At 57.4% G+C, this 16564-nt stretch carries 12 protein-coding genes; 6 read left to right on the top strand and 6 right to left on the bottom strand.

What is annotated here, in order from left to right; all coding sequences use genetic code 11:
- Position 1: 1 nt before the first annotated feature.
- Complete coding sequence (locus tag PK28_RS14690) at positions 2 to 1069, top strand: ABC transporter permease (RefSeq protein ID WP_082017137.1); 1068 nt, start codon at positions 2 to 4, stop codon at positions 1067 to 1069.
- A complete protein-coding gene (locus tag PK28_RS19225; protein WP_048826101.1) occupies positions 1066 to 2094 on the top strand; it encodes an ABC transporter permease in 1029 nt (342 codons plus the stop codon). The genes PK28_RS14690 and PK28_RS19225 overlap by 4 nt, the downstream gene beginning before the upstream one ends.
- Before the next feature lie 31 nt (positions 2095 to 2125).
- On the opposite strand, the gene PK28_RS14700 is transcribed toward PK28_RS19225, so the two are convergent.
- The 3 genes from PK28_RS14700 to PK28_RS14710 form a co-directional block, all read right to left on the bottom strand.
- The gene (locus PK28_RS14700) at positions 2126 to 2443 is read right to left on the bottom strand and encodes a hypothetical protein (protein ID WP_044515113.1); all 318 of its coding nucleotides are present in this window, start codon (positions 2441 to 2443) and stop codon (positions 2126 to 2128) included.
- Positions 2444 to 2816: 373 nt separating this feature from the next.
- Positions 2817 to 4925 carry an OmpA family protein gene (locus PK28_RS14705; RefSeq protein ID WP_197070425.1) on the bottom strand — a complete coding sequence of 703 codons (2109 nt, stop codon included), beginning with the start codon at positions 4923 to 4925 and terminating at the stop codon, positions 2817 to 2819.
- Positions 4926 to 4947: 22 nt separating this feature from the next.
- Positions 4948 to 5976, bottom strand: a complete 1029-nt coding sequence (locus PK28_RS14710) for a tetratricopeptide repeat protein (RefSeq protein ID WP_048826105.1) — start codon at positions 5974 to 5976, stop codon at positions 4948 to 4950.
- Between the two features lie 311 nt (positions 5977 to 6287).
- On the opposite strand from PK28_RS14710, the gene PK28_RS14715 reads away from it, so the two are divergent.
- Both PK28_RS14715 and PK28_RS14720 read left to right on the top strand, forming a co-directional pair.
- Positions 6288 to 6710, top strand: a complete 423-nt coding sequence (locus tag PK28_RS14715) for a BrxA/BrxB family bacilliredoxin (RefSeq protein ID WP_044515115.1) — start codon at positions 6288 to 6290, stop codon at positions 6708 to 6710.
- 123 nt (positions 6711 to 6833) lie between these two features.
- A complete protein-coding gene (locus tag PK28_RS14720; RefSeq protein WP_044515118.1) occupies positions 6834 to 7571 on the top strand; it encodes a GNAT family N-acetyltransferase in 738 nt (245 codons plus the stop codon).
- 53 nt (positions 7572 to 7624) lie between these two features.
- Here PK28_RS14720 and recQ read toward each other — a convergent pair whose 3' ends face one another.
- Complete coding sequence (gene recQ / locus PK28_RS14725; RefSeq protein ID WP_044515121.1) at positions 7625 to 9826, bottom strand: DNA helicase RecQ; 2202 nt, start codon at positions 9824 to 9826, stop codon at positions 7625 to 7627.
- 83 nt (positions 9827 to 9909) lie between these two features.
- On the opposite strand from recQ, the gene PK28_RS14730 reads away from it, so the two are divergent.
- Positions 9910 to 10890, top strand: a complete 981-nt coding sequence (locus PK28_RS14730; RefSeq protein WP_044515123.1) for a KpsF/GutQ family sugar-phosphate isomerase — start codon at positions 9910 to 9912, stop codon at positions 10888 to 10890.
- 128 nt (positions 10891 to 11018) lie between these two features.
- Positions 11019 to 12104 (top strand): mannose-1-phosphate guanylyltransferase, encoded by a 1086-nt coding sequence (locus PK28_RS14735; RefSeq protein ID WP_044515126.1) that lies wholly within the window; start codon positions 11019 to 11021, stop codon positions 12102 to 12104.
- A gap of 201 nt (positions 12105 to 12305) precedes the next feature.
- Here the strand turns inward: PK28_RS14735 and rlmB are convergent, their stop codons facing one another.
- Both rlmB and PK28_RS14745 read right to left on the bottom strand, forming a co-directional pair.
- On the bottom strand, positions 12306 to 13235 hold the full coding sequence (gene rlmB / locus PK28_RS14740; protein ID WP_082017140.1) for a 23S rRNA (guanosine(2251)-2'-O)-methyltransferase RlmB: 930 nt from the start codon (positions 13233 to 13235) through the stop codon (positions 12306 to 12308).
- Positions 13236 to 13432: 197 nt separating this feature from the next.
- Entirely contained in the window at positions 13433 to 16429 is a 2997-nt protein-coding gene (locus PK28_RS14745) for a protein O-mannosyl-transferase family (RefSeq protein WP_044515128.1), read from the bottom strand.
- Positions 16430 to 16564 lie beyond the last annotated feature (135 nt).

The following is a 16564-nucleotide window of genomic DNA, read 5'->3' on the forward strand; positions in this document are numbered from 1 at the left end:
TATGCCTCTAATGCTGCGCCAGCTGCTTTCTTCCACCCTATTGGCGTGGATTATTGCCTCCATCATTTTTCTACTTAGCCGGAGTATGAGCCCGGCCGATGGGGAGCAGTTTGGATTAACGGAGAATATGCCGGCCACTACTGCGTTAACCGCCGCGCAGCAGCAGGCGGCCCGCCAGCAGCTACGCACCCGGCTCGGTCTCAGCCAGCCCTTGTTTTACTTCTCCCTGCAGGCCCCACCGGCCCGCGCCCGGGTATTGCTGCCCCGCTTTGCCTGGCACGGAACCCAAAACCAGTACCATGCCTGGATACGGGGCTTAGCCCGGGGCCATATGGGTACTTCCTACCGCAACGGCACGCCGGTTACGGCTTTACTGGCCGCTGCGCTACCGCGCACCCTACAGTTTACGCTACCTGCGGCCCTGGTGGCCGTGGCTGTGTCCCTGCTGCTGGCTACGCGGCTGGCAGCCCGGCCCTTGTGGCGGGCGGCAGTTATCAACCTGCTGCTGGTGTTGGATAGCATCCCGCTGTTTTTGCTGGCGCTGCTCCTACTGCTGCTGTTAGCCAATCCGGATATGCTAACCTGGTTTCCGGCTTATGGGGTGGGCGAGGCCAATGGAGCCTCGGGCTGGAACCAACTGCTGCATACCGCTTATTATCTGGTGCTGCCTACCCTCAGCCTGACCCTGGTTACCCTGCCGGGCCTTACGGTGCAGCTGGAGGCCGCCCTGCAGCGGGAACTGGCCCTGGACTATATCACCACGGCCCGGGCCAAGGGCCTATCCAGCCGGCAGATTATCCGGCGGCATGCTTTGCGCAATGCGCTGCTCCCGCTGCTTACCCTGCTGGCCGATTTGCTCCCGGCCGTTTTAGCCGGGGCGGTGGTGGTGGAAGTGGTTTTTGCACTGCCGGGAATGGGCCAACTGCTCTCCGATGCGGCCACCGCCCGGGACTACCCGGTTTTAATGGGCGCCTTGCTGGTGATACTGGTGGCCCGGCTGGCCGCCTATATTCTGGCTGATATGGCCTACCGGCTAGCCGACCCCCGCCTGCAGAAATCAGCCGCATGAAAACCAAACAACCGGTTACTCCGTGGCAACGGGCGCTGGCTTTGGGCTGGCTTGGGCTGGTAGCGTGCCTGGGCACTTTTGCCCCGTGGCTGCCCCTGCCCTACCCACCCGCTACTTCCGATGCGCTGGCGCTGAGCACACCGCCGCAACTTGGCTCCGCTATGGCTGCCGTCCACTGGCTTGGTACCGATGCCCTGGGCCGGGATGTACTCACCGAGCTGGTATTTGGCTGCCGCACCCTGCTACTGGTGAGTTTACCGGCGGCCGTACTACTCACTCTCGTTGGTATTGTGTTAGGCAGCGCCGCCGGTTATTTTGGGGGAGTGGGGTTAAAAATGGCCAGAGCATACTGGCTGGCGCTGGCCCTCTGGCTGGTTGGCACGCTGGCCTATACCCCACTGCTCGGCGGCGGGAATGCAGCGGCTTACCTGCAATGGCTGCTGGCCTCGGGAATATGTGTGGGGCTGGCGGTATTGCTGCGGCTGTCTGGCTGGGGACAGCAGCCGGCAGCTTTTCCCGTTGATACCGTAGTGCTGGGCGCGGCGGCTTTGCTGGGCTCCGTGCCCCGCCTCATTTTAGTGCTAACCGTGGCGGCCATTCTGCCCTTGTCATTTGTTTCGATGCCGTTGCTGCTGGGCATTACCTGCTGGCCGGGCATGATGCGCCTGGTGCGGGCAGAAGCGCTGCGTATTCGGCAGCTGCCCTACATAGAAGCGGCCCGGGCGCTGGGGCTACCCAATAGCCGCATTGTCAGCCGCCATGTATGGCCCGGTATCTGGCCGGTAGTACGGGCGGCCTTCCCCTTTTACCTCACCCTGATTGTTACCACCGAAACTACCATCTCCTTTCTTGGGGTGGGACTGCCGGCGGAAACCGCCAGTTGGGGGCACCTGCTAAGCTCGGCCCGACTGGCGCCCGGTAATTGGTGGCTTATCGTTTTCCCGGGATTTAGCCTGGTTTGCACCATCATCAGCCTGCGTTTTCTAACGCAAAAGCAGGTTTTTTCCGCTGCAACTCCTAAATAAGCAATGTAGCAATGTCACGTTTTTGACTGATTTATTCAGCACTGCATTGCTTTGCCAGATACTTTTCCGGTCTATTTTCTGCTATTTTCTCTGTTAAACCAGCTTCAGGCTGGTGATATTTATTAAAGCTCTGCTTACGCCTGCCTAAATCTGACGTCACAAAAGCACCATAAGCTTCCTTTCCATCCGGGTAAGGCTGCCGTATCATTGTATAGCGAAAAGGATCAGCCAGCTTATCTAAGCTACTCCGATTCATCTCTTCGCTTACCGTATTATGCCTCCCCGGTATATCAAGCGCCATCAGGAATTTGTGATGCGCTGCCTGTTGCTTCGTCTGCTGAAGCAACATACAGCTCACCCTCCTTCTGAACAAGCTTACTTCACTCCGGAAGGCGACTTAATAACACGGCAGCAGGGAGATGATGCCTTACGGGATGGAACCGCCATTCTAATAGGCAGCTTACTGGTGGCCAAGCCGGAAGTTCCTCGCTGCGTTGTTCCGTGAAGGTGAAATTTAAAGTGAATTGAAAAAAGAAATTGGTTCGACTCTTACTCGTTAGGACAGAACTAGAATTGTTGCAATAGGTGTGTAGAAAAGCCGTGGATCATGTCCACGGCTTTTCTGCGTTTCAGCCTTCCCATAATTCCAGAAAAAAGCTCCCGGTGCCGGCTGTTTAGCCTGGCACCGGGAGCTTTCCGGATGCAACACGCAGTTCCGGTGGTTACTTCTCCAGCACCTTAAACTCGGTGCGGCGGTTGAGCTGCCGGCCTTGCTTGGTGGTGTTGGGCGCTACCGGCTGCGTCATGCCATAGCCCGCAAAGGTCAGGCGGCCTTTATCAATGCCTTTAGTCACCAGGTAGTCTACTACCACCTTGGCGCGGTTTTGCGAGAGCTGCTGGTTATAGGCGGCGTTGCCCACATTATCCGTATGGCCGGAAATTTCGATGCGCAGCTTGGGCGTTTCATTCAGCAGCGCTACCAGCCGCTCCAGCTCGCCGGTGCTTTCCTTGCGCAGTGTTGACTTATCCGTGTCGAAGAAGATGTTGTTCAGCACCACTTTCACGCCCACGTCCAGGCGCTGCAGCGCAATGTCTTTCACTACTTCGGAATAAGCCGCGCCGGCCGGTACGTCAAAGTTTTCGGAGTGGAACAGGTAGCCATCCTGCCGCACTACAATACCGTAGTTAATGCCAGAGGGAAGTGAAACCAGATAGCGGCCCGACTGGGAGTTGGAGCGGAAGGAGGCAATAACCAGGTTTTTCTGGTTGTCTACCACATCAATGGCGGCTTCCAGGGGCTGCTTGGTTTCGGCATCCGTCACCACACCTTTCAGAATGGTTACCTGCGCAGTGGAAATGGGCACGGCCGCGGCCAGTACGGTTTCCTTTACCGGGGCCACGCGCGAGGCCAGCAACTGATCCTCGGTGTTGAGCATGGGCGGCTTTTCGGGACCGAGGAAGGTAATCTGGTAGATGTCTTTGCCACCCTGCCCATCTTCCCGGATGGAAGAATAATAGCCGTGGCGCCCCGAGGCCGAAATCACGAAGAACACGTCATCATCGGGGGTGTTGATGGGCCAGCCCAGGTTTTCGGGCTTGCTCCACTTGCCGTTTTCGTACACCGATTTAAAGATGTCGTAGCCGCCCATGGAGTTGTGCCCTTCCGAGCTGAAGTACATGGTTTTGCCGTCGGGGTGCATAAACACTCCTTCCTCGCCGTAGGGTGTATTGATGCCGGGGCCCAGGTTTACGGCTTTGCCCTTGCCCTCAATCTCCACCTTATAAATATCCCGACTGCCCAGACTGCCCTCGGGCTGGTCGCTCACAAAATACAGGAAGCGGCCATCGGGGGAGTAAGAAGCCGAGGACTCGTGGGCGTTGGTATTGATGCGGCGGCCGAGGGTTTGCGGCTTGCTCCATTTGGTGCCGCGCAGGTCGCACTCGTTCAGGTCGCCGCCGTTGTTTTCCACGTAAATCAGCATGCGCTGGCCATCAGGGGCCAGGCCCACGGTGGCATCGTGGCCATCGGTATTCACGGGCTCATTTAGCGGGCGGGCGGGGCCCCACTGCTTGCCGGAGCGCGAGGACTGGTAGATATCCTCGTAAAAGCCCCCGGTTTCCGGCTCGGTTTGGCCGCCCGTGGAGTTGTCGCGCCGCGAGGTGAACATAATAACGGATTCATCGGCGGAGATAACCGGGCTGTAATCCGGGAAGGGAGAGTTCACGCCAGGGCCCGCATTATCAATAAATACCCGCGTAGGCTTCTTCATCAAGGCCAGGCCCGATTCGCACTCCGCTATTTTTTTGCGCAGCTCCTGCTGCAGAACCAAGCCGTTTTTGGCGCCGGCCGGCGGCATGGCTTTTTTGTACTCGGCAATGGCTTCCGTCCATTTGGCGTTCAGGTGCAGGCCCCGGCCCAGCAGGTAGTGCATGCGCGGGTCTACCTCCGCATCCAGCTCAAAAGCCTTTTGCAGATAGCTCAGACTGCGGGACTTAAAGCCGGAGTTCAGGTAACAGTCGCCGATTTTAAAGTTCAGCTGGGCATTGTTGGGGTTGAACTTCTGGGCTTCCAGGTAATGCGGCAGCGCCCGCTCATACTTAGGCGGGTCGGCGTTGTACCACTGGTCGCCGGCTTTGATGTCGCGCAGGGCTTCTTTCAGACCTTCTTTGTTGTCGCCGAACCGGTCTTTGCTGAACTCCACACTTTGCGCCAGCGCATAGTTTGAGGACGCTAAGAGAGCAAGAACCAGGGCCGCCGGCCGCAATGGGCCGGTAAGCCGCGCAATACTACGGGATAACACGGAGGCGGTGAGCGTATAGTTTGTTTTCATGGGGAGCAGGGCAAAGCGGCGCTTATTCACAGGAGGCATTGGCGTAAGCCGTACCACTTTCCAGGCCCAGCTCGGCGGCTTTGCGCCAATCCTGGCAGGCACCGTCAGCATCGCGCAGCATTTCGCGGGCGTGGCCGCGGTTCAGGTAGGCCTCCGCATAGGATCCGTTCAGCTTAATAGCCTTGCTGGCATCATCGGCGGCCTGCTTGTAGTTCTCCAGCTTGAGGTAAGCGGCGGCGCGGTTATTTAAGGCAAAGGCATACCCCGGGTTCAGGGAAAGCGCCTGGCTGAAATCCTCCACGGCGCCTTTGTAGTCGCCGGCCTCGTAGCGGGCACTGCCCCGGTTGTTATAGGCCACGGCATTGTCGGTGCGCTTGGCCAGGTAGGCGGAATAATCGGCCAGGGCGCCTTTCACATCCCCCTGGCGGCGCTTGGCGCTGGCCCGGTTCAGCAGCGCCGAAACCAGCTCGGGCTGCAGCTTCAGGGCCTGGTCGTAGTCCTGCACGGCGGCGGCAAAGTTGCCCAGCTGGCGCTGGGTGCTGGCCCGGTCATGGTAGGCGTAGGCATAATTGGGGTCGGCTTTAATGGCGGCGGTAAAATCAGCTAAGGCCGCTTTAAAGTCACCTTTTTCAAAGCGCAGGTCGCCGCGGTAGTACCAGCTGGGCGCGTAATCCGGCTTGGTTTCGGCAGCTTTGGTGTAGTCCTGCTCGGCGGCATCGGTCTGGTTGAGCGCCTGCCGGGCCTGGCCCCGTCCAAAATAGGAGGTAAAGCCCGTAGGCTCCAGCTTAATGGCCTGGTCGTAGTCCTGCACGGCCTGCTCATACTCCTTTAGCTCGTAGCGCGTGGTGGCGCGGTTGTAGAAAGCCTTGGCGAAATCAGGCTTCGCCGCCAGCGCTTTATCGAACTCCTGAATGGCCGAGCGGTAGCTTTTATCGGCAAACTTGGCTACCCCGCTGTTATAGTATTTCTCGGCCAGCTGAGCCGGCGGCAGGGTGCTGGCCCGCACGGTATCTACCTGAGCCCGGGCGGGCGTGGCAGCCAGCCAGCCCATACCTGCCACAAGCAGTAAAGCAGTAAATCTTGTCATCATAGCCCATTTGCCGTGCTGGTGCACCGGCCCGGGTTAAATGTACTTTCCTTTCCCAACACTGCCAACATCTGCCAAAACCTTTCTATACAATTGAACTATAGCAATAGGTATCAGCATTTTATTAGTTGAAAATAGGGGATAAATAATCCAGCTCAACAAACAGCGCGAGTGGAGGGACCCACAAAACTTTTTGAGGTCCTTGACGCTTTTAGATTCCGTATTTTTGCATTCGTTTTCACACCCGATTTTTCTCACTTCAGCCTTTTCAAAAAATGGCAACATATCCCGAATACATGGTGGCTCCTATCCGGCAGGACCTGGTAGAAGCTGGCTTTGAACAACTGATGACGCCCGAGGAGGTAGACCAGGCCCTGATTCCCGCGGAGGGCACGGTGCTGGTAGCCGTAAACTCGGTGTGTGGCTGCGCCGCCGCCAAGGCCCGCCCGGCTCTGAAAATGGCTCTGGCCAGCACCGATAAAAAGCCGGCCAAGCTGGTAACGGTATTTGCCGGTATGGAAACCGAAGCCGTAGCCAAGGCCCGGGAGCATATGCTGCCCTATCCCCCCTCCTCGCCCTGCATTGCGCTGTTTAAGGATGGTGAACTGGTGCACATGATTGAGCGCTACCACATTGAAGGCAACGACATGATGCGCATTGTAGACAACCTGCAGGGCGCTTTCGCAGAGTATTGCTAATTATGGGCTGAACAAGCAGCCTGTTTGCCCCGTTTAAGGGCAGGCGTAAGCAAAACCCCTGGCACGTTGCCAGGGGTTTTGCTTTTCTGTATCTTCCATATCCTATTCCTTTTTCCTGCTGCTATGCCTACTCACATCCTGCCGCTGCCCTGGGACTCCAGCTTTCTGGGGTTTCCGGTAGGACGGTTACAGGGCGCCCACCTCACTACTGAGGAGCTGCGCGATACGCTACAGGCTGCGCACGATGATGGCTGGGCTCTGCTGTACTGGATGGCAGACCCCAATGATACAGACTCCACGGCAGCCGCGCAGGGCAACCGCCTTCAGGTGACCGACCGGCGCGGGCACTATGCGCTGACTTTTCCCGAAGGCCTGCCCCAGCCGCTGCCGGTAGGCGTGTCCTCCACCGTGCAGCTTTCGCCCGCCATCATGGATCTGGCCTTGCAGAGTGGGCAACAGTCCCGCTTTCGCCTTGATCCGCACTTTGCCAATGGCGTGTACGAGCAGCTGTATGCCCATTGGATAGCCAACTCCCTCAGCGGAGAAATGGCCCACGATGTACTAGTATTTCGCAGTACCCACAACAGCCCCGAAACCGGCATGCTTACCCTCTGCCTGCGCCCTGAGCACGTAGAAATCGGACTGATTGCCGTAGATGCCGGCTCGCAAAACCAGGGTATCGGCACCTTGCTGGTGGAAGGGGCCCGGCAGCGGGCCCTGGCTTGGGGCCGGCACAAGCTGGTATCCGTTACCCAGCTCGACAACCAGGGTGCCTGCCGGTTTTATGAGCACATGGGTTTCGAACTGGTCCGTGAAGAGCACTTGTACCATCTCTGGCTGCAGGAAATCCAGACCCCATAAAAAAGGCCCATCCCTATAGTAGGAATGGGCCTTTTGGTTGGTAGCCGGGCGGCTTAGTTGGCGTACTCGCTCAGGAATTTGATGCGCATCAGGCGCAGGTCTTCCTCCGTGTAGTCATCAGAACCCAACTCCTTGAGCGCCACCGCAATGTTATCGGTGCTGGAGCTCATAAAGTAGTCGGTAATCTCTTCCTGGCGTTCCTGGTCCAGTACCGAGTCAATATAATAATCCAGGTTGAGCTTGGTGCCGGAGTAGCAGATGTGCTCAATCTCCTCCATCAGCTCCCGCATTTCAATGCCCTTGGAGGAAGCAATTTCCTCCAGGTCCATCTTCTTGTCGATCTGCTGAATGATGTAGATTTTGATTTTTGACTTATTAACAGCTGATTTTACCACCACATCGGCGGCCGTCATAATGTCGTTTTCCTCAACGTACTTTTTAATCAGGTCCAGGAATGGGTTGCCAAACTTCTGCGCCTTGCCGTGCCCCACGCCCGAAACATGGGCCAGGTCCTCCATTTTGGTGGGGAAGGTGGTGGCCATTTCCTTCAGGGACGGATCCTGGAAGAGCACGTAAGGTGGCAGGTTTTTCTGGTGCGCCAGCTTCTTACGCAGGGCCTTCAGCATATCAAACAGCGCGGCATCGTGGCCGGCGGCTTGCTGCACCTCTTCCTTCTCCTCCTTTTGCTGCACCTCCTTCTCGTAGTCGTGGTCTTTGGAGAGCTTGATGTTGTAGGGAGCCTGCAGGAACTCCTCGCCTTTGGGGCAGATTTTAATTACGCCAAAGTTCTCAATGTCTTTGCCCAGGAAGCCGGCAATCATGCATTGGCGCACCACGGAGTGCCAAAAGGCAATATCGTGGTCTTTGCCTTTGCCATACACGGGCAGCTTAAAGTGCCCGTAGCTTTCCACGTGCGGGTTAGTCAGGCCGGTGAGTACCGTGGTCAGGTGGTCGATGCCAAAGCGGGAATTGGTCTGTTGTACAGCTTCCAGGGCCAGCTTCACAAACTCCTTGCCTTCAAACTTCTCGCGCGGGTGGCGGCAGTTATCGCAGAAGCCACAGTCCTTCTCGAACTCCTCGCCGAAGTAGTGCAGCAGCTGCTTGCGGCGGCACACGGCCGAGTCGGCGTAGTTCGCCATTTCCTGTAGGAGCTGCTTGCTGTTGTCGCGCTCGGTTACGGGCTTATCCTTGTTGAATTTCTCCAGCTTCACGATATCATCGTAGCTGTAGAACATCAGGCAGTCACCCTCCATGCCATCCCGGCCACCGCGGCCGGTTTCCTGATAGTAGCCTTCAATGCTCTTGGGCGTGTCGTAGTGAATCACGAAGCGCACATCGGGCTTGTCGATGCCCATGCCGAAGGCAATGGTGGCCACAATGACGTCGCAGTCCTCGTTGAGGAAGGCGTCCTGGTTGGCCATGCGCACATGCGGGTCGAGGCCGGCGTGGTACGGTAGCGCGCGCACGTCATTCACGCGCAGCAGCTCCGCAATTTCCTCCACCTTCTTGCGGGAGAGGCAATACACAATACCCGCCAGACCTTTGCGCTGCTTTACGTACTGAATCAGCTGCTTTTTGGTCTGGTGCTTGGGCCGTACTTCGTAATACAGGTTGGTGCGGTTGAAGGAGGTCTTGAACACCGAGGCCTCGTCCATCTGCAGGTTTTTCTGGATATCCAGCTGCACCTTGGGCGTGGCCGTGGCCGTGAGGGCAATAATGGGCACCTGCACCCCCAGGCCGTCAATAATGCTGCGGATTTTGCGGTACTCCGGCCGGAAGTCGTGCCCCCACTCCGAAATGCAGTGCGCCTCATCAATAGCCACAAACGAAATGGTGGCTTTATTGAGAAACTCAATGGTTTCGTCCTTGGTCAGGGACTCCGGGGCCACGTACAGCAGGCGCACTTCGCCGCTAATGACGTCCTTCTTCACCTTGTTCATTTCTGATTTCGACAGCGTCGAGTTCAGAAAGGCCGCGTTTACCCCAAACGCATTCAGCTGATCTACCTGATTTTTCATCAGGGCGATGAGCGGGGAAATAACAATAGCGGTGCCGGGCAGCACCAACGCTGGCAGCTGGTAGCACAAGGACTTACCAGCGCCCGTGGGCATAATCACAAACGTGTTATGGCCCTCGATGACGTTCTGAATGATGGCCTCCTGGGTGCCGCGAAACTGGCCGTACCCGAAAACTTCCTTTAACTTGCCCTTCAGATCAGCCTGCTGTGTGACAACGGCTTTTTTTACGGCTGGCATGGACTTCCTCACTTCTCGGTTGGGGGTATGCAGACTTGAGCAGCAACACCGCGTGTTGTCTACTCAATCTAGACAAATTTAGATTGAAACCGCTGAACGATACCAACTCGCTGGCAAAAAAAGTGCTTCTCGAAGAAGCCGATGCCATTCGGGGCGTGGCGGAAGCCATTGCCCTGACACCTGATTTTGCGCTCTGTGTTGCCGCCATCCTTTCCCTTCGTGGGCGTGTGGTCGTCACCGGAATCGGCAAAAGTGCACATATTGCCGGAAAGATCGTGGCTACCTTAAACTCAACGGGTACGCCTGCCCTGTTTATGCACGCCGCCGATGCCATTCACGGCGACCTGGGCATGATTCAGGCCGAAGATTTTGTAGTGGCCATTAGTAAAAGCGGCGACACCCCGGAGATAAAAGTGCTGGTGCCCCTGCTCAAACGCAAAGGCGTGCCGCTGGCGGCCCTGGTCAGCAACGCCGACTCCTACCTGGCCGTGCAGGCCGACTACGTTCTGCACGCCCCCGTAACCCGCGAAGCCTGCCCGCATAACCTGGCTCCTACCACCTCCACCACGGCCGCGCTGGCCTTGGGCGATGCGCTGGCCGTGTGCCTGCTGGAGAGCCGCGAGTTCACCTCCGCCGATTTTGCCCGCCTCCACCCCGGTGGCACGCTGGGCAAAAAGCTCTACCTGAAAGTAGGCGACCTAAGCCGGCAGAACCAGCAGCCCCAGGTGCTGGCCGATGCGCAGCTGAAGGAAATTATCCTGGAAATATCGGGCAAGCGCCTGGGTGCCACCGCCGTACTGCAAGCTGCGGAAGGCCCGTTGCTGGGCATTATTACCGATGGCGACCTGCGCCGCATGCTCTCCACCTTTGCCGGCCGCCTGGAAGATGTCCGCGCCCAGGACATCATGACGCCTTCGCCCATGACCATTGAAACCGAGGATTTTGCGGCCGAGGCCCTGGTGCGGATGCAAAACCGCAACATCACGCAGCTGGTAGTCACGGAAAACGGTAAGTTCAGCGGCTTCATCCATCTGCACGATTTGCTTCGTGAAGGATTGGTATAACAGAAACAGTAAGTTTATTGGGCGAGGGCAGTATCTTTTTGCACTCTCTTTATTGAAGCCCACAATTTCCTATCTTACTATCCGGTCTACGTCTCTTTCCACTGCTCACGCTCGCAGCCCGTCTGCTTATGAACTCTAATACCTTTTTGGTAGTAATGGCTGGCGGCATTGGCAGCCGCTTCTGGCCCTTCAGCCGCACCCAGCATCCCAAGCAGTTTCACGATGTACTGGGCGTAGGCCGCTCCATGCTGCAGCTCACCGTAGACCGGTTTAAGGGTATCTGCCCCATGGAAAACGTACTGGTAGTCACCAACCGTGACTATATTCCGCTGGTGCAGCAGCACTTGCCGGATTTGCTGCCCGAGCAGATTCTGGGCGAGCCTATTGGGCGCAATACCGCTCCCTGCATTGCGTATGCCAGCTACCGGATTGCGCAGCGCAACCCCAACGCCGTAATTATGGTGACGCCCGCTGACCACGCCGTGCTACACGAGGACGAGTTCCGGCGCGTGATTCAGCAGGCAGTAGACGCTGCCCGGCAGCACGATATTCTGATTACGCTGGGCATTCAGCCTTCCCGCCCCGATACCGGCTACGGCTACATTCAGTTCCTGGACGAGGAAGCCTCTTCCATTGGGCCCCTGAAAAAGGTAAAAACCTTTACTGAAAAGCCCAATCTGGAGTTGGCCCGCATGTTCGTGGACAGCGGCGACTTCCTCTGGAACTCCGGCCTGTTTGTGTGGCGGGCCGATGTTATCATCAAAGCCTTCCATCAGTACCTAAGCGACATTGCCGAAGTGTTTGACGAAGGCAGCACTATGCTGAACACCGTGCTGGAGGATAACTTCATTTCCCGCGCCTACACCCGTTGCCGCAACATCAGTATTGATTACGGGGTGATGGAAAAGGCCGACAACGTGTTTGTGCTCCCCGCCGACTTTGGCTGGAGCGACCTGGGTACCTGGGACTCCCTGCACCGCATGGGCCACCACGACGCCGAAGACAACGTGGTGGACGGCAACGCCCTGCTCTACGACACCCGCGAGTGCGTCATCAAAACCCCATCTGAGCGCCTGGTAGTAGTACAGGGCCTGGACGGCTACATTGTGGCTGAGTACGACAACGTGCTCCTCATCTGCAAGCGCACGGAAGAGCAGCGCGTGAAGGACTTCGTGGCCGATGTAAAGTCTAAAAAAGGCACCGGGTACAATTGATTGGCATTGCAAGGAGTCACGTATCATGGCGAGGCACAAGCCGAAGCCATCCGTCCTCTGAAATGCAGAAGGCCCTGAAAATGAAAAGCCCTTGACATACTGCACGTCAAGGGCTTTCTGGTAAAAGGACGTTGGTCACATATGAGAGGACGGATGGCTTCGGCTTGTGCCTCGCCATGACACGTACCTACTTGTCTGAAGTTAGGCTTTCACCAACCGCTGGCGTAGCACTTCAAACAGCATGATGCCGCTGGCTACTGATACGTTCAGGGAACTGATCTGGCCGGCCATAGGAATCCGCACTTTGTGGTCCGCCAAGCGGAGGTACTCGGGCGAAATGCCGTCTTCCTCGCTGCCCATCAGAATGGCTACCGGCCCGGTCAGGTCCACCGATTCGGTTTCCAGGCTGGCATCGGCTTTCTCGGTACAGGCTACTACCTGCACGCCGGACTGCTTCAGGAAGTCAATGGTTTCTTTCAGATTCGGCTCGCGGCACACCGGAATCAGGTTCAGGGCGCCGGCGGAGGTTTTCAGGGCATCACCATTAATCTGGGCGGCACCGCGGCTGGGCACTACAATGGCGTGCACACCCATACACTCGGCGTTACGGGCAATAGAACCGAAGTTCCGTACGTCGGTAATGCGGTCCAGAATGAGCAGGAGCGGGTTTTTACCTTCTTCGTACAGGCCCGCCAGAATACTGTCCAGCGGCTGGTAATCGATGGGCGAAACGAAGGCTACCGCGCCTTGGTGGTTTTTGCGCGTGAGGCCGTCCAGCTTTTCCAGCGGCACCAGGGATACCGGAATGTTAGCTGCTTTGGCCAGGGCCGTAATATCCTGCGTGATGCTGTTTTTGGTGGTGCGTAGCAGATAGATTTTCTCCAGCGTACGACCAGCATTCAGGGCTTCCAGAATGGGGCGCAGGCCAAACAGCATATCAATGCTGCGGTCGGCGGCCGGGCGGTGGGGGTAGCGCGGCTTGAAGTCGCCGCGCGGCTCGCGGCCCTCGCCCCGGTCCCCTTCCGGGCGACGGGCAGGCCGGTTGTCGCCGCCTACGGGGCGGTTTTCGGCATCGTAATAAGTGCGGCGCTCATTCTGCGGCCGGTCGGGGCGGTCAGTCCTTTTCTCCATTGCTCCATGGCGGCCTGGCAGAGAGTTCATACTCGGAGCGGCGCACCTGTTCTTATAGGGTTCAGCTACAAAGGTACTGGGTTTATGGCAGCTTGCGCGGGCTGTTCTTTGCCAGCCTCTCCCGGCCTTGTTATACCGCATAAAAAAAGCGGCTCCGTGGGGAGCCGCTTTTTATTTGCCATCCTGCTGAAGGCTTACTACTCCTGCTGCGGATAGTACTGCTGCAGGATCTGCATGGCTTTGGTGGCGCGCGCTTCGTCTTTTATAGTGGCGGCGGCACGGTACACGCTTTGCAGCGCTACCAGGCTCAGCTGCATATCCTGGTCGTGGAGGGCCGGGTTGTGCGTGCTGTAGTAAGCCAGCGCCTGCTGGGCACGGTTGGTCAGCACATCCATAATCTGATTAGCCCGGGTGGTTTCGCCGGCTTTCACCAGGGTTTCTACCAGCTGCGGGGTATAGTAGTCGTAGGGAATTGACTTATCCGGCATCACTGCCAGCGCTTTATCCGCTACTTCCTTGGCTTTGGCCAGGTTGCCGGCCTTCAGGTATTCGTTAGCCAGGCGCCCGAACTTATCCCGGTAGTTGGCCGGGAAGCGCAGGTTGTTCTCGTCGTAGAATACGCTGGGATCGTCGAGGTTGCGGTAGGCAAATTTATGCATCATGATGTCGTACATCTGATCCTTCACCACGTAGCCATCGTCGCCGCTGCGGGGGTTGTAGTTGGGGTCGCGGGCGGGCAGCACGCGGTAGGCCATACCTTCCAGCTGGAAGTAAGGCTGCAGGCCCATGTAATCCTGGCTATTTACGGTGCTGGAGAAGTAAATGGGCCGCTCCCAGTTGTTGGTAGCCAGCATATCCAGAATGGCCAGGTTTTTCTTCTCAATGGCACCTTTGCCCATATCCCACTCCATGCGCGATACTACCTGGTTGCGGCGCTCGGGCGCAATAATGCCGGTTTTGAGCACGGCGGCGGTATCAACGGGGAGGTAGAATTTGGTGGTGGGGAAGGATAGCAGGCTGGGGCCGCCTTCGCCGTAGCTTACCTGCAGCAGCGGGCTGTTCTGCTTCACCAGCGACACAAACTCCTTCAGGTTTACTTCCTTCACCGCGGGATTAGCCACGAAAGGCAGGTAATCATTGGTGCCCTCTACATAGTTGCTGCGCTCCATGGAAATGGGCAACGGCTGCGACTTGTAGGCGCGGCGCTTCATCTGGTCGATGTACCAGTCGGTGTTCAGGTAGCTGAGCACGGCCACGCGCACATCGGTGCGTACGCCTTCCACTTCCTGGGCGTACCAGAGCGGGAAGGTATCGTTGTCGCCGTTGGTGAACAGCACGGCGTTGGGCGCCAGCGAGTTCAGCAGGTTCTTAGCCGAGTCGGTGGAGTTGTAGCGGTCGGAACGGTCGTGGTCGTCCCAGCCTTGGGCGGCCATGATGCCGGGCACTACTAAGCATATCAGCGTGGCTACAGCAGCGCGGGCGCCATCGGCTTTCACCAAGTTGCGTAGGGCATCAGACAAGGCCAGCACGCCCAGGCCAATCCAGATGGAGAAAGCAAAGAACGCCCCGGTGAAGGTGTAGTCCCGCTCGCGCGGCTCTATGGGCGGCTGGTTGAGGTAGAAGGTAATGGCCAGGCCAGTGAACAGGAACAACAGGCCTACAATGAGGGCATTGCGGCTGTCTTTGCGCACCTGGAAGAATAGGCCCACCAGGCCCAGAATCAGGGGCAAGGCCAGGAAATTGTTGTAGGCTTTGCTCTCGGCAATACGCTCGGGCAGGCCGTTCTTGCTATCTACGGGCCAGATTACGCCGGCCTGCTGAATGTCACTTTCGCGGCCTACAAAGTTCCAGAGGAAATAGCGCCAGAACATGTGTCCGAATTGGTAGCGGAACATGAAGGCCAGGTTCTGGCCCATGGTGGGCTTCTTATCCTCGCGGATATCAACCCACTTTTTGTACTGATAAATATGCTCAGGCTGGGCGCTGTAAATGCGCGGAATCAGCATTTTATCCGCGTCATCATACTCATACTCAATGCGGGCCGGGCCCTTCACGTATTTGTCGCCTTTGCGCACGTAGCGGGCGGCGCCTTCTTTAGAGCCAGTAGGGCGGGCATTAAACTGCGGGCCATAGAGCAGGGGCCGGTCGCCGTACTGCTCGCGCTTCAGGTAGCTCACAAAGGACAGGACATCCTCCGGGTTGTTTTCATTGATGGTAGGCTGGTAGCTGCTCCGGATGGGTACAATCAGATACGAAGAGTAGCCAATCAGAATAAATATCAGGCTGAGAATAGCCGTGTTCAGGGCCCGGTTGCCGGTGCGGAAGGAATGCCGGAACACCAGGTAAATAAGCGCCCCAAACAGCAGCAGGAAGATGATGATACCCCAGTTGAAAGGCAGCCCCACGCTGTTCACGAAGAACACCTCAAAATTACCTGCCAGCGAAGGCAGCCCGGGAATAATACCCACCAGAATAACACCCACAATTACGCTACTGATAACCAGGGTAAGCACGGCGCCCCAGAACGTGGGCTGCTGGGTTTTGCGGTAGTAGTAAATCAGGCCCAGAGCCGGAATGGTAAGCAGGTTCAGCAAGTGCACCCCAATGGAAAGGCCAATGGCATAGGCAATCAGAATCAGCCATTTGTCGGCATCGGGACCATCGGCGCGGTTTTCCCACTTCAACATGGCCCACACCACAAAGGCAGTGCCCAGCGCCGACATGGCGTATACCTCGGCCTCCACGGCGTTAAACCAGAACGAATCAGAAAAGGCAAAGGCCAGCGCGCCTACCAGGCCGCTGCCCAGAATCTGCAGCGCCTCCCCGCGGGTGGGCTCTACGGTGCGGTGGCGGTGCGGGTGGCCGGCCTGGTGCAGCACAATGCGCTTGGCCAGCATGGTAATAATCCAAAACAGGAACAGCACGGTAAACGAGCTGCTCAGCGCCGAAAGCATATTCACCAGAATCGGCACCTTGGTCACATCACCAAAGGAGAGCAGCGACATAATGCGGCCCAGCAGCAGGAAAGTAGGCGCTCCGGGAGGGTGGGGCACCAGCAGCTTGTAGGAGCAGGCAATAAACTCGCCGCAGTCCCAGAAGCTGGCCGTGGGCTCCAGCGTGAGCAGATACGTGAGCGTGGCCACGGCAAACACCAGCCAGCCCACCAGATTATTTAAGCTTTTGTAACTACGCATAGAAACGAAATCAGAGAAGGGCCAAAAGTAGAGAATAAATCCGGCCGCACCGCACCTTCCAGTACCGGCCCATAAGGCCACAGATGCAAAAAAAGCAGCCGGGGTTGCCGGCTGCTTTGGAAAGAATTTGCGAGA

The sequence above is a fragment of the Hymenobacter sp. DG25B genome, assembly GCF_000801315.1.
Lineage (GTDB): Bacteria > Bacteroidota > Bacteroidia > Cytophagales > Hymenobacteraceae > Hymenobacter.

Bases quoted from the DNA above. Each gene is read 5' to 3' on its own strand.
- PK28_RS14720 (WP_044515118.1), top strand. From the start codon at position 6,834: ATGCCTACTCACATCCTGCCGCTGCCCTGGGACTCCAGCTTTCTGGGG.
- rlmB (WP_082017140.1), bottom strand. From the start codon at position 13,235: ATGGAGAAAAGGACTGACCGCCCCGACCGGCCGCAGAATGAGCGCCGC.
- PK28_RS19225 (WP_048826101.1), top strand. From the start codon at position 1,066: ATGAAAACCAAACAACCGGTTACTCCGTGGCAACGGGCGCTGGCTTTG.
- PK28_RS14710 (WP_048826105.1), bottom strand. From the start codon at position 5,976: ATGGGCTGGCTGGCTGCCACGCCCGCCCGGGCTCAGGTAGATACCGTG.
- PK28_RS14735 (WP_044515126.1), top strand. From the start codon at position 11,019: ATGAACTCTAATACCTTTTTGGTAGTAATGGCTGGCGGCATTGGCAGC.
- PK28_RS14700 (WP_044515113.1), bottom strand. From the start codon at position 2,443: ATGTTGCTTCAGCAGACGAAGCAACAGGCAGCGCATCACAAATTCCTG.
- recQ (WP_044515121.1), bottom strand. From the start codon at position 9,826: ATGCCAGCCGTAAAAAAAGCCGTTGTCACACAGCAGGCTGATCTGAAG.
- PK28_RS14705 (WP_197070425.1), bottom strand. From the start codon at position 4,925: ATGAAAACAAACTATACGCTCACCGCCTCCGTGTTATCCCGTAGTATT.
- PK28_RS14745 (WP_044515128.1), bottom strand. From the start codon at position 16,429: ATGCGTAGTTACAAAAGCTTAAATAATCTGGTGGGCTGGCTGGTGTTT.
- PK28_RS14690 (WP_082017137.1), top strand. From the start codon at position 2: ATGCCTCTAATGCTGCGCCAGCTGCTTTCTTCCACCCTATTGGCGTGG.
- PK28_RS14715 (WP_044515115.1), top strand. From the start codon at position 6,288: ATGGCAACATATCCCGAATACATGGTGGCTCCTATCCGGCAGGACCTG.